Raw genomic sequence first — 20,284 nt, forward strand, 5'->3', positions numbered from 1 at the left:
TGACCCCACGACCCGTGGCCGCGGGGTCAGGCGGCGATCACTCGCCGACCGCACCCACGACCGGGCCGAAGGTGTGCTCCACTGTCGCACCGTTCTTGACCGTTCGCCCCACGGTGCACGTGGTCTCGATCGCGCGGTCCGCGACCTTGAGGAGACGCTCGCGAGCGTCGTCCTCGAGGCCCGTCAGGTCGATCTCGAAGTGTTCTGTGATGGCCGTGTAGCGGTCCTCGGCCATGTCCTTGGCGCCGTCGACGCGGATCGTGACCTCGTAGTCGTCGCCCAGGCGGCGTGCGAACGGTGCGTCGCTGCTCATGCCCGCGCACGCGGCCAGCGCGATCTTGAGGAGCTCGCCGGGCGTGAAGACCGCCCCCGCGCTCGCGGGGCCGATCGACACGCTCGCACCGCGCGCCGAGAAGCCGGTGTACGTGCGGGTGCCGGTGCGCTCGACCCACAGGGCGTCCGTCGGTGACGGGGACGACGCGGGGATCTCTTCGGCGGCTGTGGGGTTCGTCATGCTGCTGATCTTCCCATCCTCGGGGTCGTGCCGATCCGGGTGCTCGGACCGCAGGACGCCCGGTGGTCCGGAGCGCGCCGCGGTGATCGGGTTGCCTACACTCGCAACATGCCTGAGCAGCAGCCGATTCCCACGCCCTACGAGGACCTTCTCCGGCTCGTCCTGGAGACCGGGACGCACAAGTCGGACCGCACGGGGACGGGGACGCGCAGCGTCTTCGGCCACCAGATGCGCTTTGACCTGTCGCAGGGCTTCCCGCTCGTGACGACCAAGCGCGTGCACCTGAAGTCGATCGTCTACGAGCTGCTGTGGTTCCTGCGCGGCGACTCGAACGTGCGCTGGCTCCAGGAGAACGGCGTGAAGATCTGGGACGAGTGGGCCGACGAGGACGGCGAGCTCGGCCCCGTCTACGGCGTCCAGTGGCGCTCGTGGCCCACGCCCGACGGCCAGCACGTCGACCAGGTCAGCCAGGTCCTCGAGACCCTGCGCACCGACCCGGACTCGCGCCGCATGATCGTCTCGGCGTGGAACGTGGGCGAGCTCGGGGGCATGGCGCTGCCACCCTGTCACATGATGTTCCAGTTCTACGTGGCCGACGGCAGGCTCTCGTGCCAGCTCTACCAGCGCAGCGCGGACCTGTTCCTGGGCGTCCCGTTCAACATCGCCTCCTACGCGCTGCTCACGCACATGGTCGCGGCGCAGTCAGGGCTCGAGGTCGGCGACTTCGTGTGGACGGGCGGCGACTGCCACATCTACGACAACCACGTCGAGCAGGTGCGCGAGCAGCTCAGCCGTGAGGCCTATCCGGCCCCGACGCTGCGCCTGGCTCCGCGCGACTCGTTGTTCGACTACACGTACGAGGACGTCGAGGTCGTGGGCTACCAGCACCACCCGACGATCAAGGCGCCGGTGGCGGTGTGAGCCGTCCGGCGCTCGGGCTGGTCTGGGCCCAGGCGCGCGACGCCGCGGGCCGTCCCGTGATCGGTGCCCGCGGCGGGATGCCGTGGCACCTGCCCGAGGACCTGGCGCACTTCCGCCGCGTCACCACGGGTCACCCGGTCCTCATGGGTCGGGTCACGTGGGACTCGCTCCCGCCGCGCTTCCGTCCCTTGCCGGGACGGCTCAACGTGGTCGTCACGCGCCAGGAGGGCTGGGTGCCCGACGGCGCCGCGCACCCGGGCGGAACCGGCACCGGCATCGTGGTCGCCCCGTCCGTCGAGGAGGGGCTGGCGCTCGCGTCGGCGGCCGCCGAGGAGTCGGGCTCGGGGCAGGTCTGGGTCATGGGTGGCGCGCAGGTGTACGCCGCGACCCTGCCGCTCGCGGACCGCTGCGTGGTCACCGAGATCGACCTCGTGGTGGAGGGCGACGCCTTCGCGCCCGCGCTCGGGGCCGGTCCGGACGGTGACTGGGCGCTCGCGGGCGGCGCGGCGGGCGATCCCGGCACGGACGGGGACGGATGGCAGGCCTCGGCCGACGGCGTCAGGTTCCGGTTCCGCACGTACGAGCGACGGCCCTAGCCGGGGCGGGCCGGACCAACCCGGCCGCTTCCTCGCCTGCGGGTGCGCTTCCGGGCGTGCGGGTCGATCCTTGTCGTGCACCGCGACCTGCGACCCCGGAGGCCCCGCATGACGACCGAGACCACGCTCGCCGAGTCCTTCGACGGACGCCGGTTCACGTACCGCCTGCCGAGGGAGTCGAGCATCGGGCCGGGGGACTTCGTGACGATCGGCGTCACGTTCCCCGAGACGGCCGAGCACCCCGGCGACGCCCTGGTGATGGGGCAGATCCTGACGCGCGCGACCGAGAGGGGCGACGCCGTCGGGCACGGGCGGGTCCTCGGGGAGCTGCGGCCGGACGGCACGGTGGCCGGGTCCGGGGGTGACCCCTTCACCTCGCGCGACCTCACGCCCGCCGGGGCGGGCGTCCTGGAGGCGCTCCAGGCGCGCGAGCGCGCGACCCTGCGCATCGGCGAGCTGCACCACAGCCGCGGGCACGTCGACGCCCTGCTCCAGCCGTTGCGCTTCAACCGGCACACGTTCCTGTGCGGGCAGTCGGGCTCGGGCAAGACGTACGCGCTCGGGGTGCTCCTCGAACAGCTCCTCATCGACACCGACCTGCCCATGGTCATCCTCGACCCGAACTCCGACTTCGTGCGGATCGGCGAGCTGCTCTCGTCCGCCTCGGCCGAGGACGCCGCTCGCCTGCGCGAGCTCGACGTGCGCGTCCTGCGCAACGACGGCGAGCACCACCCCGTGAGCGCGCGGCTGACCGCGATGACGGCTGCGAGCCAGGCGGCCGTGCTCCAGCTCGACCCGCTCACGGACCGCGGCGAGTACAACACGTTCCTGCGGATGCTCGAGAGCGCGACCGGTCAGGGCACGACCTCCGGCGCGATCGACCCGGCGGCCGCGGTCGCCCGCGAGATCGCCGAGGACGGCACGATCGACCCGCGGTCCATCCCGCGGGCGCTGCGGGCGAGCGAGGAGCCGGACGCGCTGGCCCTCGCGCAACGGATCGAGAACCTCGGCATCCTGGAGTGGGACGTGTGGGCGAGGGTGGGGCAGTCGGTCAGCGAGGTGCTCGACGAGGGCCCGCGTGCGGTCGTCGTGGACCTCGGCAGCCTGCACACGCACGAGGAGCAGCTCGCGGTCTCGCTCGCGCTGCTCGACGACCTGTGGGCGGACCGTGAGTCCCGGTCGCCCCGCCTCGTCGTGATCGACGAGGCCCACAACGTGGTCTCGGCCGAGCCGGTGACCCAGCTCCAGCGGCTCACGACCGAGCGCGTGATCCAGATCGCGGCCGAGGGCCGCAAGTTCGGGCTGTGGCTGCTGCTGTCGACCCAGCGGCCCTCCAAGATCCACCCCAACGTGCTCTCGCAGTGCGACAACGTGATCGTCATGCGCATGAGCTCGCCCGCGGACGTGGCCGAGCTCGAGTCCGTCTTCGGCTTCGCGCCGCCCGAGCTCCTCGCGGCCACGCCCTACTTCCAGCAGGGAGAAGCGCTCGTCGCGGGCGGGTTCGTGCCGGCCCCGGCGATCATCCAGATGGGAGCGCGGCGGACGGTCGAGGGCGGTTCGGACGTGCCGGTGCCGATGCCGGGCTGACGGGTCCCCTCACACCCGGCAGCCGCGCGACGACCGTGAGCCCACCGCCCTCGCGGGGTTCGGCCGTGACCTGACCGTCGTGCGCGGCCGCGACCGAGCGCACGATCGACAGCCCCAGCCCGACGCCGCCGCGCACGTAGCCGCCCCGCCGGTCCGCCACGGCGCCGTCGCGGCCGAGCCGCCGGAACGGCTCGAACAGCGCCTCGACCTCGTAGGACGGCACGACCGGTCCCGTGTTGGACACCGCGACCTCGGCCGAGCCGTCCGGTCCGGGACGTGTCGCGACGGCTACGCGGCCGCCCGGCTCGTTGTAGCGCACGGCGTTGTCCACGAGGTTCTGGACGAGGCGTTCGAGCAGGACCGCGTCGCCCTGCGTCGGGGTCGGCTCGGCGTCGAGGTGCAGGTCGACGCCGGCTTCGCGGGCCGCGGCCCCCGCGGTCGCGACGGCCTGTGCGGCGATCTCGGAGAGGTCGACGGGCTCGGGGACGAGCGGCGTCTGGTCGACGGCGGCGAGCGTCAGAAGGCCTTCGATGAGGCGCTCCTGGCGTGCGTTCACGGCGAGCAGCGTCGTCCCGAGGTGGCGTGCGTCGTCGTGCGTGCCGGGGTCGTCGAGCGCGACCTCGAGGACGGTACGGGTGATCGTCAGTGGGGTGCGCAGCTCGTGCGACGCGTTCGAGACGAATCGTCGCTGGCCGTCGAACGCCCGGTCGAGGCGTTCGAGCATCTGGTCGAACGTGTCCGCGAGGTCCTTGAGCTCGTCGTCGGGGCCCGTGTGCGCGATGCGCTCGTGCAGGTTGTCGTCCGCGACGCGGCGGGCCGTGGCCGTGATCCGGTGCAGCGGGGCGAGCGCGCGCGACGACATGACCCACCCGAAGCCGACCGCGAGGACCCCGATCCCGAGCAGCGCGAGGATCGACCACGTGAGCACGTTGCGCAGCGTGGCGTCGCGGGCCTCCTGGTTGTTGAGCTCGACGACCCGGCGCAGGTCCGCGAACGTGTCCGAGCCGGTGGACAGTGCCGCGGCCGGGTCCATGGTGCTCGCGGAGGTGCTCAGGGGGAAGCTCTGCCCCGCGACCAGGTCGGCAGTCAGCGACGGGTCGAGGGTCGAGTACGTACCGAGGTCGGACGCCTCGACCGCGCCCACCGCGAGGCCGACCGAGTCGACGGGCTGCCGGTCGATCGCCGTCGCGAGCAGGACGTACAGGACCGCGATGAGCACGGCACCCGCGACGACGAACGCCACGGCGTAGACGGCCGTGAGCCGGGCCCGCAGGGTCGGGCGCAGCGCGGGGCGGGGGAGCCTCACGGGACCCGGTACCCGACGCCCGTGACGGTCTCGACGAGCGACGCCTCCCCGAGCTTGCGGCGCAGCTGCTTGATGGTGAAGCGGACGACGCCCGTGAACGGGTCGATGTTCTCGTCCCACACCTTCTCGAGCAGGTGCTCGGCCGACACGGGCCGCCCGTCGGCGCGCAGCAGCTCCTCCAGGACGCCGAACTCCTTGCGCGACAGGTGCACGAACGTGCCCTCGCGGTAGACCTCGTGCCGGCTCGTGTCGAGGCGCAGTCCCGAGCGTTCGAGCACGGGTGGGGCGGCCGGCCGGGCGCGGCGTCCCAGGGCTCGGACGCGGGCGCTCAGCTCGGCGAACGCGAACGGCTTGACGAGGTAGTCGTCGGCGCCGAGGTCGAGCCCGGTCACCCTGTCCAGCACTCCGCCTGACGCCGTGAGCATGAGGACGCGGGAGTCCCCGTCCGAGGCCACGATCGCCCGGCACACGTCGTCGCCGTGGACACCCGGCAGGTCCCGGTCGAGCACGACGACGTCGTACGCGTTCACGTCGATCCGGGCCAGGGCCTCGTGCCCGTCGAGAGCGACGTCGACCGCCATCGCGAGCCGTCTCAGGCCCGTCGCGACGGCCTGCGCGATGAGCTCCTCGTCCTCCACCACCAGTACTCGCACCCCAGGAGCATGACGGTGAGCGCTGTGAGATCTCTGTGAGGTCGCGGCTCACGGGGGTCTCACAGGGGGTCGGGTGGACTGCTCCTGAACCCGTTCCCCGACGTGAGGACCACATCATGACCACCCACCAGACGCGGCCCGGCGGGGCCGTCCGTACCGGGACGCGCCGCCGGTCGGCGTCCGCAGCCTTCGTCGTCGCCCTGCTCGCGGTCACGCTCTCGGCCTGCGCGCCCGACGACGCCCCGGGCGTCGCGAGCGCGGGCGACGGGAAGGGGGAGACCACCGAGGCCGGGGACGAGAAGTCGTTCGACGACATGACCGACGCAGAGCGCGACGACATGGCGCGCAAGTTCGCGAGCTGCATGCGCGACAACGGCGTCGACATGCCCGACCCCGACACCGACGGAGGCCTGTCGGTGGCGTCGGGCACCGTCGAGGCAGGCAGCGTGGACGAGATGGACGCGGCCTTCGAGGCCTGCCGCGAGTTCATGCCGAACGGCGGCGAGCCCGTGAAGATGACCCCGGAGGACCTGGAGACCCAGCGTGCGTTCGCCAAGTGCATGCGCGAGCACGGCGTGGACATGCCCGACCCCGACCCGAACGGCGGCATGACGGGTGCGCTCGAGCTGCCCGAGGACATGGAGGCCTTCGACGCGGCGCTCGAGGCGTGCAACGAGTCCGGTTCCGGCGCCGGGCTCAGCGTCCAGAAGAGCGCGCCCGGAGACGACGAGTGAGCCGCCGGAGCGCGGTGCCCGGAGCACCCGGACCGAGGCGTCGGCGCCGCGGGCTGGTGGTCGGCGGGGTCGTGGGCACCGCGGTGGTCGGCGCAGGCGTCGTGCTGGCCCTGACGGGTTTCGGCCGCGGGGGCGACCCGGCACCCGCCGCGACCGGTCCCGACGAGACCGCGACCGTGACCCGGCAGACCCTCGTGCAGCGCACGACCGTCAAGGGCACGCTCGGCCACGGCGAGGCCGTCGTGCGAGGGCACCAGGGGGCCGGCGGAGCCGAGGGCGGGGGGACGGTGACGTGGCTGCCGGGCGTGGGCGACGTCGTCGACCGTGGGGGAGTGCTCTTCAAGGTCGACGAACGCCCGACCGTCCTCCTGCTCGGCGCGCTGCCCGTGTACCGCGAGCTGGGCACGGGCGCCGAGGGCGAGGACGTGCGCCAGCTCGAGGAGAACCTCGTGGCCCTCGGCTACACGGGCTTCACCGTGGACACGACGTTCACGGACTCGACCGCCCAGGCCGTCAAGAAGTGGCAGAAGGACCGCGGCGTCGAGAAGACGGGCATGGTCGGTCCGTCCGACGTCCTCGTGGCCTCCGGGCCGGTGCGGGTCGACGCCCTGAAGGTGCGCGTCGGCGACGCCGCTGCCGCGGAGATCCTCACGACGACGGGTGTCGACCGGGCGATCTCGGTCGACCTCGACATCAGCGACCGCGACCGGGCCGTCGAGGGCGGCACCGTGACGGTCGAGCTGCCGGGAGGTGCGACGACGGAAGCGGTGGTCTCCGCCGTCGGGAGTCCCGAGGTCGTCGAGGACGAGAGCGGCATGCCCGGCGCCTCCGACAAGACCACGATCCCCGTGACCGTGACGCTCCCCGACGGGACCGACGCCGACCCCGGCTCGGTCAAGGTCACGTTCGTCGCGGCCGAGCGCCCCGACGTCCTCACCGTGCCCGTCGCGGCGCTCCTCGCGCTCGCCGAGGGCGGGTACGGGGTCGAGGTCGTCGAGGACGGCACGAGCCGGATCGTGGCCGTGGAAACCGGGATGTTCGCGGACGGGAGCGTCGAGATCACGGGCGACGTGGTCGAGGGCGACGTCGTCGGGATGCCGTCGTGAGCGCGCTCGCCGTAGCGCGCGACGCCGTCGCCCACCCGCAGACCTGGGGCACCGCCACCGGCTTGCCGGGCACCGACCCGGGCGCGGGCGGCGGGCCCGTCGTGACCCTGCACGAGGTCTCCCGGGTCTTCCCGGGCGGGGTCGCCGCGCTGCGCGACGTCCACCTGGACGTCCACCGCGGCGAGCTGCTCGCGATCGTGGGGCCGTCGGGCTCGGGCAAGTCGACCATGCTCAACGTCATCGGGACGCTCGACCGGCCCACGTCGGGCCGGGTCCTGATCGACGACTTCCTCGTCGAGGACCTCGACGACCGCGAGGTGTCCGCGCTGCGCGCGAGCCGCATCGGGTTCGTCTTCCAGCAGTTCCACCTCGCCGTCGGTGTCTCGGCCCTCGACAACGTCGCCGACGGGCTGCTGTACCGGGGCGTCGGGCGACGCGAGCGACGCCGTCGGGCCGCCGAGGCCCTCGAGCGCGTGGGGCTCGGACACCGGTCGACGCACCGCCCGCACGAGCTGTCGGGTGGCGAGAAGCAGCGCGTCGCGATCGCGCGCGCCGTCGTCGGGGACCCGCCCCTGCTCCTCGCCGACGAACCCACGGGAGCGCTCGACACGGCCGCCGGGGCCGGCGTCATGGACGTGCTGCGGGGGCTCAACGCGGCCGGGACGACGGTCGTCATCATCACGCACGACCGCGAGCTCGCAGCCTCCCTGCCCCGGCAGGTCGCGATGCGCGACGGCGAGATCGTCGCGGACGGCACCCTGCCCCCGAGCGGTGCGGGAACCGTCCTCGCGAACGTCCCGGCGACGGCGACCGACGAGGAGGCACCGTGCTGACCACGCTGCGCCCCGCGCGCCTCGGCCCGCCCGACATCCTGCGCGTCGGCGCGACCGGGCTGCGCACCCGCCCGCTGCGGGCCGTGCTCTCGGCCCTGGGCATCGCGATCGGCATCGCGGCGATGGTCGCGGTCGTCGGGATCTCGAGCTCGTCGAGGGCAGAGCTCGACCGGACGCTCACGGCCCTCGGGACGAACCTCCTGCGCGTCGCGCCCGGGACCGACCTGTTCGGGGAGGCCGCGACCCTGCCGCCCGAGTCCGTCGAGATGGTGCGGCGGATCGCCCCGGTCGAGAACGCGACGTCGGTAGCCCAGCTCGACGCCAAGGCGTACCGCTCGGACCTGGTCCCGACGGGCGAGTCGGGAGGTATCGGCGTCTACGCGGCGGACCTCGACCTGCTCGAGTCCGTCGGTGGCACGGTCGCGGACGGCGCCTGGCTCTCGGAGGCGACGGCGCGGTACCCGGCCGTCGTGCTGGGGCACACGACCGCGAAGCGCCTGGGGATCACGACGCCGGACCCGGCCGTCAAGGTGTGGATCGGCGGCGAGTGGTTCACGGTCGTGGGCATCCTCGACCCCGTGCCGCTCGCTCCGGAGATGGACCTGGGGGCGCTCGTGGGCCGTGAGGCCGCGGTGACCTATCTGGACTGGGACGAGCTGCCGACCATGATCTACACGCGCACCCGCGAGGACGCCGTCGAGCAGGTCCGCGGTGTCCTCGGCGCCACGGCCAACCCGCAGGCGCCCAACGAGGTCGACGTCTCACGCCCGTCCGACGCGCTCGCGGCCCAGCAGGCCTCCGACGAGGCGTTCACGGGGCTGCTCGTCGGGCTCGGGGCGGTGGCGCTGCTCGTGGGCGGGATCGGGGTCGCGAACACCATGGTCATCTCGGTCCTCGAACGACGCGCCGAGATCGGCCTGCGCCGCTCGCTCGGCGCGACCCGGGGTCAGATCCGCGGGCAGTTCCTCGTGGAGTCGCTGGTGCTCTCGCTCATAGGCGGGGCCGCCGGGGTCCTGATCGGGATCGGCATCACGGCCGGGTACGCCACGTCGCAGGAGTGGCCGGTCTCCGTCCCGCCCGTGGTCGTGGTGGGCGGGCTCGTCGCGACGCTCGGGATCGGCGCGGTCGCGGGCCTCTACCCCGCGGTCAGGGCAGCACGGATGTCCCCCACGGAGGCGCTCACGGCGGTCTGACCCGTCCGGCGGGTCGTCAGAACGAGCGTGAGCCAGGGCTCACGCTCGTCCTGACGACCGGGCGCCACGGTGGGACGACGACGCAGCGTCGCCCCCGACGACGTAGCGTGCCTGCAGCCGGTGGCACCCGAAGGAGCAGGGTCGACCCACCGACCGCGGCCTGCCTCGCCCGGCATCCCGCGCTCCGCACCACGACAGGGGACACATGCGCGCGCGAGCCGACCGGCACCTGACCGCGACCACGCTGGGGGCGGCGATCCTCGCCGTCGGGCTCGGGGCGTGCTCTCCCGGGGTGTCCGAGCCCGCCGAGACGCAGCCCGAGGCCACCGCGGTCGAGGCACCCCCGGCGGACCCCGTCGAGCCCGTCGGTGCCGACGCGAACCCCTTCCTGGCGGGCGCGCCCTACGCCCACCCGGACATGCAGTCCGTGCACGCCGCCGAGGCGCTCCGGACGAGCGACCCCGACGCCGCCGCGGCGCTCGACGTCATCAGCGAGGCGGGCGCGTCCCTGTGGGTCGGGGACTGGTTCGCGCCGGCGGAGGCCGAGACCCTCGTGCGCGACTACGCGACCGCCGCCAACCAGGCCGGACGCACCGGCATCGTCACGCTCTACGCGATCCCGGCCCGCGACTGCGGGTCCTTCTCCGCGGGCGGCCTGACCCCCGAGGAGTACCCGGCGTTCGTCCAGGCGGTCGCGGACGGGCTGCGCGGCACACGCACCGCCGTCGTGCTCGAACCCGACGCCCTGCCCGACCTCGGTGCGTGCCCTGAGCAGGGCGACCGCGCCGGGCTCCTGCGCCAGGCCACCGCGGCGCTCGCGGACGCGGGCGCGAGCGTGTACCTCGACGCCGGGAACTCGGCGTGGGTCGACGCCCCGACCATGGCCGACCGGCTGCGGCAGGCCGGGATCGACGACGCCCGCGGCTTCGCGACCAACGTCTCCAACTACCGCACCACGGCCGACGAGCGCGCCTATGCCGACCGGCTCGCCGCGCTCCTCGGGACGCACTACGTCGTCGACACGTCGCGCAACGGGCTCGGGCCCGTGGGTGACGGGCCACTCGACTGGTGCAACCCCGCAGGTCGGGCGCTCGGAGAGAAGCCCGGTGCGGTCGACGACGGCAGCGCCCTCGACGCGTACCTCTGGATCAAGGTCCCCGGAGAGTCCGACGGCGAGTGCGACCGGGGCGACCCGGCCGCCGGCACGTTCTGGCCCGAGTACGCGATCGGGCTCGTGGATCGCGCGGGTTGGGACACTGCCGGGCCGGGACGCTAGGCTGTCGGGCGTCCCACCGGGCCCGATCCGCCGTGTTCGCGCCCACGCGCCTGTAGCTCAGGGGATAGAGCACCGCTCTCCTAAAGCGGGTGTCGCCAGTTCGAATCTGGCCAGGCGCACCACCACACCCCGCGGCATCAGGTCGGGACCATCCCGCCTCACCGCTCCTCGTGCCGCTCGACCGGCACCTCGGGCGCCCGGTCCCGCGCCGCCACCACCCGCTCCGCGAACTCCTCGACCGCCGTGACGACCGCGTCGAACCGCATCGAGTGGAACAGGTCGAACCCGTGCTGCGCCCCGGGTAGCTCGGCGTACACGACCGGGCTCGTCGAGGTTCCGCGCAGCCCCGCGACGAAGTGCCGCGCCCCCTCGACGGGGACCAGGGTGTCCTGGTCGCCGTGCACCACGAGGAACGGGGGCGCGTCGGGTCGCAGGTAGTCGCCCGGCGCCGACTCGACACCCGGGTCGCGGCCGCTGCCGTAGTACTCGCCGAAGTAGCCGTAGAGGCACACGGCCCCGACCACGGTGGTGTCGGCATCCTCGAAGCCGGGCTGGAACCGCGGGTCGCGGGGAGTGAGGGCCGCGAGGGACGCGAGGTGCGCGCCCGCGGAGCTGCCCGCCACGAGGACGCGGGAGGTGTCGGCCCCGTGCTCGGCGCCGTGGGCCCGGACCCAGGCGAGCACCCGCTTGGCGTCGATCAGGTGCCCGGGGAAGTTCGTCGTCGGGCGCAGGCCGTAGTTCGCGCTCACGCACACCCACCCGCGGCTCGCGAGCCGCGACAGCATCGCGCGGGCCTCGAGCTCATTGCGTCCGCTCACGTAGCCGCCGCCGTGGAAGTAGACGAGAGTCGGGCCGTCGGCCGGACGCGACCGGGGGCGGTAGACGTCGAGCCGGCGCTCCCGGCGACCTGGCTCCCCGACGTTCCCGTCGTCCCCGACGTCGCTGCCCCCGCCGACCCCACCCTCGACTTCCTCGCCATAGGCAAGGTCGGCCAGCCGCTCGACGTCGCGCCGGCGCACCGCGAACGGCGCCAGGAGGATCTGCGTCCAGGGCAGGCGGCGGTTCGTGACCGTGCCCGGCCCCACGTGGAGGTCGTCGACCAGGGCGTGGTCGAGCACGGGCGCCGCCCGCAGGCCGCGTCGGGCGACCAGGAGCAGGCCGAGCGCCGTCAGCACGGCCAGGACGAGCGTGACGCGCCCTCCCGGCGCCCCGAGGTCGCCGTCGGCGACCGCGACCGCCGTGATCGCACCGAGGGCGAGGAGCAGGGCGAACGGCTGCTCGTTGACGAGGACGCTCATCCGGAAGGCGAGGCGTCCCAGCCGAGGAGGTCGGCGGGCGGGGGTGAGCGACGCCGTCGTGCAGCAGGCGACGAGCAGGATGGGCACGAGGTACCCGATGGGCATGGCGGCTCCTTCGCTGCCGGTGGGTGCGGCGCACCCCTGGTTCCCGGTCTACACCGGCGCGCACGGAGGTGCGCGTCGGGCCGTCCGGTCGTAGCGGCGGCCTGGTTTCAGCGCGGCAGGCGAATGCGGCTCACGCCGCACCGGCTCAAAGTAGTTGAAAGGCGAACCGAATTCCTGGCGGGTGCCGGATCGGTGGGAGATCCGGGACGGCTCGGACCGGGTGCGAGCTTTCGGCGGTGCCCACTTTTGTGGGCGATTCCCCGAGCAGCCCCGGCGGGACGGGCAACGATCACCGGACCTCAAGTCCCCGACCTCGGGGCGCGCCCGGGCCGACGTGTCACCAGGTCGCCATGGTGCGGCGTGGCTGGGGCGGCGGATCCTCCACGATCGCGGGCAGACGATTCGTCGCACCTTTCCGGAATTGATGTCCACGGCGCCGTGCATCGGCCTCGCGGTTCTCCGGGTGCTAATTCTGGCTGTCGCCGCGCGCATTGATGAGCCGTTCTCCGTGCACATTTCCGGGGCCGACGACAAAGATCCGCGCGGTCGGACCGCACGTCCGCTCTCGGCCTTCGACAAACCTTCGTCCATCTGCTGATCGCGACCCGTCCGCGAGACGCCCCACCGGCGGGTTCAGCGCGGCAGCCGCCTCTAGGCTGGAGGGGCTTCCGGGGATGGCCGGGGGCCATCGCCGGAAGGGCATCACGCATGAGCGACGTTCTGCACGACGACCGTAGGACCGACCCGCCGGGCATCGAGGGGTTCCGGCACAGCAGGCAGTGGGTGTTCGGCACCATGCTGGTCTCCGCGCTGATCAGCCTGACCGCCTCGTTCGTCCTGTCCTACGACGCGGTCCTGCTCGCGGCGAACCCTGCGGCCGAGCTCTCGTGCAACGTCAACGAGGTCCTGTCCTGCGGTGCTGTCGGGGTCGCGTGGCAGTCGTCGCTGTTCGGCTTCCCCAACGCGTTCCTGGGGCTGATCGCGGAGCCTGTGGTGATCACGATCGCGGTCGCGAGCCTGGGAGGGGTGCGGTTCCCGCGCTGGTTCATGTTCTCCGCACAGGTCGTGTACGCGCTGGGCCTGATCTTCGCCTACTGGCTCTTCTACCAGTCGATGTTCGTGATCGGCGCGCTGTGCCCCTGGTGCCTGCTGGTCACGCTCTCGACGACGCTCGTCTTCATGACGCTGCTGCACTGGAACATCATCGAGGACAACCTGTACCTGCCGGCCAGGGCGCAGGAGCGTGCGCTGTCCTTCGTCCGCTCGGACGCGGACGTGTTCCTGACGGCGACGTGGGTCGTCCTGATGATCGCGGGCGTCCTGCTCAAGCACGGGTCCAAGCTCTTCAGCTGAGCACCGCGAGCGGTCGGGCCGGGGGAGGTCCTCGGCCCGACAGCACCGCCCGGTCGTCCAGGAACAATCCGCCGCATCGAACTGGACGCTTGTCCATCTCTGCGTCACCGTGGTCGTCCTCACATTTGACGAATGCGCGAAGACCTTGCAGAATCATCTCTGACGGTGCGTATCGCCTGCCCCCTGCGCGGTGCGCACCGTCCTCTCACTCTTCCCGGCCCTCCCCCCCGTGCGACGACGCACGCGAGGCAGCAGGCGCCGTCCCCCCTCAGAACTCCCGGTCCGCGGCCCTCGGCCCCGTGACCGACCAGAAGTCACCGCCCACGGCGTGCCGGTCCCCGATCCTGCCGACCGGACGGTTAGCGTGCGAGAGTGAACGCAGCCGCCCGCAACCCATCAGCCCGCGAGACCGTGGCCGATCCCGCCCGGCCGCTCACCGACCAGGACGCGCACGAGCGTGCCGCCCGCGGTGCGGCCCCGGACGTCGACGGCCCCACCACGCTCGCGAGGCCCACCCTCGTCGAGGCGCCGACCACGGCCGAGCTCGTCGAGGACGCCGTCCGGTCGTGGCGGGCCTCGCTCGTCGAGCTCGCGGGCGGGTCGTCGCTCGCCGACATCGGCCTGCTGGGCGACGCGGTCGTCGACCTCACGGCAGCCCACCCCTCGGGGGTGGCGCAGCTCTTCGCCGGGCGCCCGACCCGTCTGTCCAACCTGTTCCGCGAGGGCGCGTCGTTGCCTGCCGCCCGACGCCGGGCGCGCGCGGTCGTCGTCCGCTCGCAGGAGCACGCCCAGCGGTACGGCGTCGCGCCCACCTACCTCGCGATCGGCGTCACGACCTGGACCGAGGGCGAACCCTCGCGCCTCGCGACCGACGACGTCGCCGCCCTCGCGCACGTCGCGGGCACCACGTACAGCCGGACCATCGACGGCGCGACGGGCCTGCCCGCAGGACCCGCCGCCGAGGACCCGGCCGACCCGGCGCAGACCGCGACCACCCCGCCCACGGGGAGCGGCGCCGTCGGGCAGGGGGAAGGGCCCGCGCGCGACGGCGCCGAAGGACCCGACGCCGAGCCCACCCTCCCGCGGACCGTGCGCGCCCCCGTCCTGCTGCGCCCCCTCACGCTCACCCCGCGCGGCGACAGCGAGACCGACTACGACCTCACGCTCGAGCCGACCGTCGAGATCAACCCCGTCCTGGCCCGCACGCTGCGCGCCCACGGCGGCCTGATCGACCCCGTGACCCTCGCGCGCAGCGCCTTCACGCCCGCAGGCTTCGACCCCTCCGACGCGCTGGCCCGCATCACCGCCGTGGGCAAGGCCGTGCTGGGGGACTTCGAGCTCGCGCAGCGCGTCCTCGTCGGGACCTTCGTCCACCCCGGCCAGGTCCTCGTCGACGACCTCGACGAGCTGGCGTCGGGCCTCGAACGGCACGAGGTCGTCGCGGCCCTCGCCGGCTCTGAGGAGGCCGCGACCGCGCTCGCGCGCGAGCTCCCGGCCCCGCGCGTCGGCGACGCCGACCCGACCCAGGAGCGGGGCGTGGGCGACCTCGACCCCGCGCAGCGGCACGTCATCGACGCGCTCGCGACCGGCAGCCACCTGTTCGTCGACGCGCCCCCCGGGGCCGACACCGCAGGAACCATCGCAGCCGTCGTCGCCGAGGCCGCGGCGAGCGGCCGCAGCATCCTCTACGTCCCGGGCCACCGACGCTCCGCGGAGACCCTCTCGACCCGGCTCGCCGCGCTCGGCCTCGACGGGCTGCTGCTCGACATCGCCCCCGAACCCACGTGGCGGACCACGGCCTCGCAGCGCCTCCTGGGGGCCATGGCCGCCGAGGCGGAGACGGTCGACACCGACGCCGTCGCGCGCGTCCGGGACGGACTGCTGGGTGCGCGCGCACAGCTCTCGGGCTACATCGAGTCCCTGCACCTGGTCCGCGAGCCCTGGGGCGTGTCCGCCTACGCGGCACTGCAGGCCCTCGCCCGGCTCACCGCGCAGCGCCCTGCCCCCGGCACGACCGTCCGCCTGGGCCCCGAGGTCACGGTCCGCATCGGCGCCGAGCGCCGGGCCGAGCTCTCGGCCCGCCTCGTGCGCGCGGCCGAGGTCGGGGCCTTCACGCTCCGCTCGACGTCGACGCCCTGGTTCGGCGCGGACATCACGAGCGCCGAGAACGCGCAGGACGCGCTGCTGCGGGTCCAGCGGCTGTCGGGGCAGACGCTGCCCCAGCTCCGCGAGCAGGTGGCCTCCGTCGCGACGACGACGGGGTTGACCACCGCCACGACCGTCCGGCAGTGGGGCGACCAGCTCCGCATGCTCGGCGGGATGCGCGGGACGCTCGACGCGTTCCAACCCATGATCTTCGAGCGCACCGCGACCGACCTCGTCGAGGCGACGGGCACGCGCGAGTGGAGAGCGGAGAACGGCATCGACATGGGCTGGGGGCTCCGCCGACGCCTGCGCCGGCAGGCCAAGGACATGCTCCGCCCAGGCGTCCGCGTCCCCGACCTGCACGCCGCGCTCATCCAGGTCCAGGCGCAGCGCGCGGTCTGGCAGGCGCAGTGCCCGCGCGGCGGGTGGCCGACCCTCCCCGAGGGGCTCGCCGCGATCGAGGACACGTACGAGGCCGTCCGGATCGACCTCGAGTACCTCGACCCCGTCCTCGCCACGACCCCCGTCGGGTCCGACCTGCTCGACCTGCCCATCAGCGAGCTGGCCGCGCGCCTCGCGAGCCTCGGCGAGGACCAGGAGGCCCTCGACAACCTGCCCGCGCGGACCTCCACGCTGCGGACCCTGCGCGACGAGGGGCTCGGCGACCTGCTCGACGACCTCTCGGCGCGCCGCGTCGAGCCCGAGCTCGTGGGACCCGAGCTCGACCTCGCCTGGTGGAGCTCGGTGTTCGAGCAGATCCTCGCGCAGGACCCGGCGCTCGCGGGCCAGGACGGCGCGGGCCTCGAAGCGCTGGCACGCAGGTTCCGCGACCTCGACCGCACGCACGTCGCCGCCCTGTCCGCCCCGGTCCGGCTCGCGGTGCGCGAGCACCTCGGCGCCGCGATGCGCGACCACCGGGCCGAGGCCGAGGCACTGTTCACCGAGCTCCTCGAAGGCCGGATGACGAGCCTGCGCGACGCCCACGAGCGCTACCCCGAGGTGCTGCGGCGCCTGCGGCCGTGCGTCGTCGCGTCCCCGACGCTGGTGCCGCACCTGTTCACCCCGACGCGCACCGTCGACCTCGTGATCCTCGACGCCGCGCAGCACATCCCGGTCGAGCTGGTCCTGTCCTCGCTCGCGCGCGGTCGTCAGGTCGTCGTGTTCGGCGACCCGCGGGCCGCCTCGGGCACGACCGTGGGCGAGCTCGCGGAGATCCTGCCGACCGTCGCGCTGTCCGCGGGCGGGACCCGCCGCGACCCCTACCTCACGGCCTTCCTCGCCGCGCACGGCTACGAGGGCGTCCTGCGCCCGAGCCCGCTGCCCCGGGCCGAGCCGCTCGTCCACCTCGACCTGGTCGACGGTGCCGGCATGCCGGACCCGGCGTCCGGGGCGGTCGAGAGCACGCAGGCCGAGGTCGACCGCGTCGTCGAGATCGCGATCGAGCACGCCATGACCCGACCCGAGGAGTCGCTCGCGATCGTCACGGTGAGCTCGGTGCACGCCGACCGCATCCGTGACGCGCTCCTCGGCGAGGTCCGGCAGAACCCGGCCCTGGCCGTGTTCTTCTCGGGCGCTCGCGCCGAGCCCGTCGTGGTCGCCGAGGTCTCGGGCGTCGCGGGGCTCACCCGGGACGCGATCGTCCTGTCCATCGGCTACGGGCGGACCCCGCACGGTCGCGTGCTGCACCGCTTCGGCGTGCTCAACGCACCGGGTGGCGACGCCATGCTCCTCGACACCCTGGGCTCGACCCGTCGGCGCCTGCACGTCGTCACGTGCTTCACGGCGTCCGACCTCGACCCCGAGCGTCTGCGCGGGCGCGGGGCCAAGCTCCTCGCGGAGGTCCTCGACCTCACCGAGCAGCGCAGCGGCCGCGCCGACCAGGTCACGCTCGGCAACGGCGTGGACGTGGGCGGCAACCCCGACCGGCTCGTGATCGACCTCGCCGAGCGCCTGTGGCGTGCGGGGCTCGTGGTCGAGACGGACTACGGCGTGGTCGGCGGCGACCGGATCCCGCTGGTCGTCGGTCACCCCGACATCCCGGGCGAGCTGCTGGTCGCGGTCCTGACCGACGACGACGCCTACGTCGCCGAACGCAGCGTGCGGGTGCGCGACCGCCAGCTCGCCGAGCGTCTCGAGCGCACGGGCTGGGTCGTCGCGCAGGTGTGGTCCGCTGCGGCGTTCCTCGACCCCGCGAAGGAGGCCGAGCGCATCCGCCGGGTCGTCCAGGCGGTGCGCGACGCGCGGCTGCCGGAGATCGGCGGGATCGCGCAGACGGGTGGGCGCGACCGCATCGTCGTCGTGCCGACGGTCGCGGACGACGAGTTCGGGACGGACTGACGGGTCGGCCGGGGTCGGCCGTTCGCATCGTGGCAGGTGGGGGCGGCGGACGCGTCGGGGCCGTCCGGGGCGCTGAGACAATGGGGTCGTGACCCCCGTCGATCCTGCCCCTGCCCCCGACGCCCCGGCCGACCCGGCAGCGCCCACCGCGCCGCGCCGTCGGTCGCGCCGCGTCGTGCGCCCGGGCACCGAGCAGGCGGGCGTCGCGGGCCTGGGGTCCGACGACGACGCCGCGGTCTGGGGCGACGTCCGACCGGGCGCGTCGACCGACAGCCACGACGCCGAGCTCTTGCGCGACGTGCCGCCGCACTGGTCCTGAGGGCCGCTCTGCTTGCTCTGCCTGCTCTGCCGGTCCCGCTCGACGCCCGCAGTAGGTGCGACGTGGCCCGAGCATGACGAACGCCCCGCCGGAAGACCGGCGGGGCGTTCGTGGACGGCGCGTGAGCGGTCAGCGGCCGCCAGGACCGTCGGTCGGGCCGCCGAACGGGCCGGTGCCCGTCGCAGGACCGGCGGGACCAGCGCCGCGTGCGTTCTGCGCGGCCAGCAGGTCGCGGATCTCCTGGAGCACCAGGACGTCCTCGGCGGGGGCCGCGGGGGCGGCCTCCTCGCCCTTCTTGCGCCGGGCCGCCAGGTGGTTCATGGGCAGCACGATGACGAAGTAGAGCGCCGCTGCCACGCAGAGGAACTTGAAGAGCGCGTCGAGGACGAGGCCGAAGCTGAAGATCGCCTCGTTGACCTCGAACGTCCAGACCTTGCTCAGGTCCTGCTTGCCGAAGATCGCCGCGACGAGCGGGTTGATGAGGCCGTCGACGATCGCCGTGACGACCTGGGTGAAGGCCGCACCGATCACGACACCGACCGCGAGGTCGATCGCGTTGCCGCGGAGCACGAAGTCCTTGAAGCCGTTGAGCACGTTCTGCATACGGGGTTCCTTTCGAGAGGGCGCGGACCGGGTGCGCGCGGCGGTCTCGCGGCGGCGCCCGTGGCACGAGCGAGGTCCGGACGTGATCCTTCCATGCTCGTTGCGGCGCGCATCCGCACGTCTCGGAGGCCGCGGTCCGGCTCAGGGCACCAGGACCACCGACAGGCCGCCCCAGTCGCCGACCCCGGCGAGCGCGGCGGCCTCCTGCGGGAGCACGGCGACGAGCGTGACGCCGCCCTCGGGCGTCCCGCCGCCGAGCAGACCACCGGGCGAGGCTGGCGCCGGGGACCCCGCCACCACGAGGGCGCGCCGCGCGAGGTGGCTGCCGGTCCCGGTCTCGCCGCTGGCCGTGGCCGCGAGCAGGTCGACCCGGTCGCCGGGATGCAGGAGCGCGGCCACGTCGGGGTCGGAGAGCCGCACGGGCGCCACGACGGTCCCGGTGGGGGCCATGGCGGCGAGGTCGCCCGCGGCGACGAGCGAGGGGGAGAGCGTCTGGCCGGGCGGCAGGGCGACCGAGGTGGTTCGCCCGACGGCGTCGCTCACCCTGGTCAGCGAGGTCTGCGGGGCGAGCGCGGCCGCGACGTGCACGACCGTGACGTCCTCCTCGACGAGCACCGTGCCGGCCTCGACCGCGCGCGCCGTCGCGACCACGGGCCGGGTGGCCGGCGGGGGAGGGCTCAGGCGGTCGACCACGACGGCGGCGACCAGTCCGCAGCCCAGGGCGAGCGCCACGAGACGTGCGCGCCAGACGAGGGCGCGCAGGCGCCGTCGGGCAGTGGAGGCACGGCGGCCCGACGGGCCGGTCGCGGTCGATGCAGGAGGAGCCATGCGTCGACGCTAGGTGCCCGCCGGGGCGACCCGCGGCGCGGCGCGGCGGCCTGTGGACAGGCGCCCCGGGGGCCTACCTGTGCACGGTCCGGAGTGCGGTCAGCCCGCGGACGGCGTCGAGGAGCCCGACGAGCTCGAGGAGGAACCGCTCGACGACGACCCGGTGCTCGACGAGCCCGAGGACGAGCTGTTCGACGAGTCGGACGACTTCGCGGGCGTCGCGGGCGTGGTCGAGCCCGTGCTCGACGACTTCGAGGAGCGCGAGTCGGTGCGGTAGAAGCCCGAGCCCTTGAAGGTCACGCCGACCGACGAGAAGACCTTGCGCAGGCGACCGCCGCACTCGGGGCACACGGTGAGCGCGTCGTCGGTGAACGCCTGGTGGATGTCGAAGGCGTGGCCGCAGGCAGTGCACGTGTACGCGTAGGTGGGCACGGTCTCTCCTCAGAGGTCGCGGGGGTGGGTGCGGTCGTCACGGGGCGGGTGCGAGCCTGCTCCGCGGCGTCCGGCGTGCGCGTCGGGTCGACGGCAGGACACAGCCGGACTGGCACTCGGGTCTTCTGAGTGCTAATCATACGCC

General features: G+C 73.9%; 18 protein-coding genes and 1 tRNA gene. 12 read left to right on the forward strand and 7 right to left on the reverse strand.

Annotation, left to right across the window (positions count from 1 at the left end):
* Positions 1-37: 37 nt before the first annotated feature.
* A complete protein-coding gene (locus ACZDYF_RS01035) occupies positions 38-514 on the reverse strand; it encodes an OsmC family protein (RefSeq protein WP_191791066.1) in 477 nt (158 codons plus the stop codon).
* Between the two features lie 108 nt (positions 515-622).
* On the opposite strand from ACZDYF_RS01035, the gene ACZDYF_RS01040 reads away from it, so the two are divergent.
* The 3 genes from ACZDYF_RS01040 (at position 623) to ACZDYF_RS01050 (ending at position 3,618) form a co-directional block, all read left to right on the forward strand.
* A complete protein-coding gene (locus ACZDYF_RS01040) occupies positions 623-1,435 on the forward strand; it encodes a thymidylate synthase (RefSeq protein WP_400273806.1) in 813 nt (270 codons plus the stop codon).
* Positions 1,432-2,031, forward strand: a complete 600-nt coding sequence (locus ACZDYF_RS01045; RefSeq protein ID WP_475051983.1) for a dihydrofolate reductase — start codon at positions 1,432-1,434, stop codon at positions 2,029-2,031. Before ACZDYF_RS01040 ends, ACZDYF_RS01045 begins: the two co-directional genes overlap by 4 nt.
* A gap of 108 nt (positions 2,032-2,139) precedes the next feature.
* A complete protein-coding gene (locus ACZDYF_RS01050) occupies positions 2,140-3,618 on the forward strand; it encodes an ATP-binding protein (RefSeq protein WP_475051989.1) in 1,479 nt (492 codons plus the stop codon).
* On the opposite strand, the gene ACZDYF_RS01055 is transcribed toward ACZDYF_RS01050, so the two are convergent.
* A complete protein-coding gene (locus ACZDYF_RS01055; RefSeq protein WP_475051994.1) occupies positions 3,551-4,924 on the reverse strand; it encodes a sensor histidine kinase in 1,374 nt (457 codons plus the stop codon). The genes ACZDYF_RS01050 and ACZDYF_RS01055 overlap by 68 nt on opposite strands.
* Entirely contained in the window at positions 4,921-5,577 is a 657-nt protein-coding gene (locus ACZDYF_RS01060) for a response regulator transcription factor (protein WP_191791062.1), read from the reverse strand. Before ACZDYF_RS01060 ends, ACZDYF_RS01055 begins: the two co-directional genes overlap by 4 nt.
* A 116-nt stretch (positions 5,578-5,693) precedes the next feature.
* On the opposite strand from ACZDYF_RS01060, the gene ACZDYF_RS01065 reads away from it, so the two are divergent.
* From ACZDYF_RS01065 to ACZDYF_RS01090, 6 genes are all read left to right on the forward strand, one after another.
* Positions 5,694-6,311 (forward strand): hypothetical protein, encoded by a 618-nt coding sequence (locus ACZDYF_RS01065; protein WP_475051998.1) that lies wholly within the window; start codon positions 5,694-5,696, stop codon positions 6,309-6,311.
* Positions 6,312-6,382: 71 nt separating this feature from the next.
* Positions 6,383-7,417, forward strand: coding sequence for a peptidoglycan-binding protein (locus ACZDYF_RS01070; protein WP_475052001.1), 1,035 nt, complete (start codon positions 6,383-6,385; stop codon positions 7,415-7,417).
* Positions 7,414-8,250: an ABC transporter ATP-binding protein gene (locus ACZDYF_RS01075; protein ID WP_475052003.1), complete on the forward strand. Its 837-nt coding sequence runs from the start codon at positions 7,414-7,416 to the stop codon at positions 8,248-8,250. The genes ACZDYF_RS01070 and ACZDYF_RS01075 overlap by 4 nt, the downstream gene beginning before the upstream one ends.
* On the forward strand, positions 8,244-9,443 hold the full coding sequence (locus ACZDYF_RS01080; protein ID WP_475052005.1) for an ABC transporter permease: 1,200 nt from the start codon (positions 8,244-8,246) through the stop codon (positions 9,441-9,443). Before ACZDYF_RS01075 ends, ACZDYF_RS01080 begins: the two co-directional genes overlap by 7 nt.
* Before the next feature lie 205 nt (positions 9,444-9,648).
* Positions 9,649-10,719, forward strand: coding sequence for a glycoside hydrolase family 6 protein (locus ACZDYF_RS01085; RefSeq protein ID WP_475052008.1), 1,071 nt, complete (start codon positions 9,649-9,651; stop codon positions 10,717-10,719).
* Between the two features lie 46 nt (positions 10,720-10,765).
* Positions 10,766-10,841: transfer RNA gene (locus tag ACZDYF_RS01090), tRNA-Arg, on the forward strand.
* 36 nt (positions 10,842-10,877) lie between these two features.
* Here ACZDYF_RS01090 and ACZDYF_RS01095 read toward each other — a convergent pair.
* Positions 10,878-12,122 carry an alpha/beta hydrolase gene (locus ACZDYF_RS01095; RefSeq protein ID WP_475052011.1) on the reverse strand — a complete coding sequence of 415 codons (1,245 nt, stop codon included), beginning with the start codon at positions 12,120-12,122 and terminating at the stop codon, positions 10,878-10,880.
* 708 nt (positions 12,123-12,830) lie between these two features.
* Here ACZDYF_RS01095 and ACZDYF_RS01100 point away from each other — a divergent pair.
* From ACZDYF_RS01100 to ACZDYF_RS01110, 3 genes are all read left to right on the forward strand, one after another.
* Positions 12,831-13,475, forward strand: coding sequence for a vitamin K epoxide reductase family protein (locus ACZDYF_RS01100; protein ID WP_475052015.1), 645 nt, complete (start codon positions 12,831-12,833; stop codon positions 13,473-13,475).
* A 372-nt stretch (positions 13,476-13,847) separates the two neighbouring features.
* Complete coding sequence (locus tag ACZDYF_RS01105; RefSeq protein WP_475052018.1) at positions 13,848-17,957, forward strand: hypothetical protein; 4,110 nt, start codon at positions 13,848-13,850, stop codon at positions 17,955-17,957.
* An 88-nt stretch (positions 17,958-18,045) separates the two neighbouring features.
* On the forward strand, positions 18,046-18,276 hold the full coding sequence (locus ACZDYF_RS01110) for a hypothetical protein (protein ID WP_191791056.1): 231 nt from the start codon (positions 18,046-18,048) through the stop codon (positions 18,274-18,276).
* A 129-nt stretch (positions 18,277-18,405) separates the two neighbouring features.
* On the opposite strand, the gene mscL is transcribed toward ACZDYF_RS01110, so the two are convergent.
* From mscL to ACZDYF_RS01125, 3 genes are all read right to left on the reverse strand, one after another.
* Positions 18,406-18,879 carry a large conductance mechanosensitive channel protein MscL gene (mscL, locus tag ACZDYF_RS01115; protein ID WP_475052020.1) on the reverse strand — a complete coding sequence of 158 codons (474 nt, stop codon included), beginning with the start codon at positions 18,877-18,879 and terminating at the stop codon, positions 18,406-18,408.
* Between the two features lie 141 nt (positions 18,880-19,020).
* A complete protein-coding gene (locus ACZDYF_RS01120; protein ID WP_475052023.1) occupies positions 19,021-19,707 on the reverse strand; it encodes an SAF domain-containing protein in 687 nt (228 codons plus the stop codon).
* A 99-nt stretch (positions 19,708-19,806) separates the two neighbouring features.
* Positions 19,807-20,139 (reverse strand): FmdB family zinc ribbon protein, encoded by a 333-nt coding sequence (locus tag ACZDYF_RS01125; protein WP_475052026.1) that lies wholly within the window; start codon positions 20,137-20,139, stop codon positions 19,807-19,809.
* Between the last annotated feature and the right edge of the window lie 145 nt (positions 20,140-20,284).

Source organism: Oerskovia sp. PE-21s, assembly GCF_056158145.1.

Bases quoted from the DNA above. Each gene is read 5' to 3' on its own strand.
- ACZDYF_RS01100 (WP_475052015.1), top strand. From the start codon at position 12,831: ATGAGCGACGTTCTGCACGACGACCGTAGGACCGACCCGCCGGGCATC.
- ACZDYF_RS01085 (WP_475052008.1), top strand. From the start codon at position 9,649: ATGCGCGCGCGAGCCGACCGGCACCTGACCGCGACCACGCTGGGGGCG.
- ACZDYF_RS01040 (WP_400273806.1), top strand. From the start codon at position 623: ATGCCTGAGCAGCAGCCGATTCCCACGCCCTACGAGGACCTTCTCCGG.
- ACZDYF_RS01065 (WP_475051998.1), top strand. From the start codon at position 5,694: ATGACCACCCACCAGACGCGGCCCGGCGGGGCCGTCCGTACCGGGACG.
- ACZDYF_RS01035 (WP_191791066.1), bottom strand. From the start codon at position 514: ATGACGAACCCCACAGCCGCCGAAGAGATCCCCGCGTCGTCCCCGTCA.
- ACZDYF_RS01095 (WP_475052011.1), bottom strand. From the start codon at position 12,122: ATGCCCATCGGGTACCTCGTGCCCATCCTGCTCGTCGCCTGCTGCACG.
- mscL (WP_475052020.1), bottom strand. From the start codon at position 18,879: ATGCAGAACGTGCTCAACGGCTTCAAGGACTTCGTGCTCCGCGGCAAC.
- ACZDYF_RS01050 (WP_475051989.1), top strand. From the start codon at position 2,140: ATGACGACCGAGACCACGCTCGCCGAGTCCTTCGACGGACGCCGGTTC.
- ACZDYF_RS01120 (WP_475052023.1), bottom strand. From the start codon at position 19,707: ATGGCTCCTCCTGCATCGACCGCGACCGGCCCGTCGGGCCGCCGTGCC.